General features: G+C 57.5%; 1 pseudogene. It reads left to right on the top strand.

Features of this window, described 5'->3' with window-relative positions:
• Nucleotides 1–125 precede the first annotated feature (125 nt).
• Nucleotides 126–400: pseudogene (locus CVH10_RS17940) on the top strand (MFS transporter); the annotation flags it as partial.

Below are 400 nucleotides of genomic sequence, written 5' to 3'. Positions count from 1 at the left end.
ATGTGCCGATCGGGATGGCTGCAGTGCTGCTGGCTGTTCGCTGTATTGCCGCTGATCGTCCCTCTGGGCCGCGTCCACGACTGGACTTCGCTGGAGCAGTCTTGGCGACAGCAGGTCTCGGATCCTTGGCTTACGGTATCGCCCAGGCTGCAGATGATGGTTGGTCGGCAAACTCGACCATCTCTGGCATTGCGATTGGCGTATCGCTCCTGATCGCCTTCGTCGTCGTCGAAAAATGGGTGACATCGTCACCTCTGATACCGCTGCATATCTTTCGGAACAGGGCAGTCTCCATCGGCAATGTGATCATGCTGCTGGCTGGAGCATGCCTGAACCCGATGTGGTACTTCCTGACTCTGTCCATGCAGAATGTTCTCGGCTACAGCCCCGTCCAAACAGG

Origin of the sequence: Halomonas sp. ND22Bw, assembly GCF_003011945.1 — a bacterium.
Lineage (GTDB): Bacteria > Pseudomonadota > Gammaproteobacteria > Pseudomonadales > Halomonadaceae > Halomonas > Halomonas halophila.
This window is presented reverse-complemented; position numbering and strand designations above follow the sequence as displayed.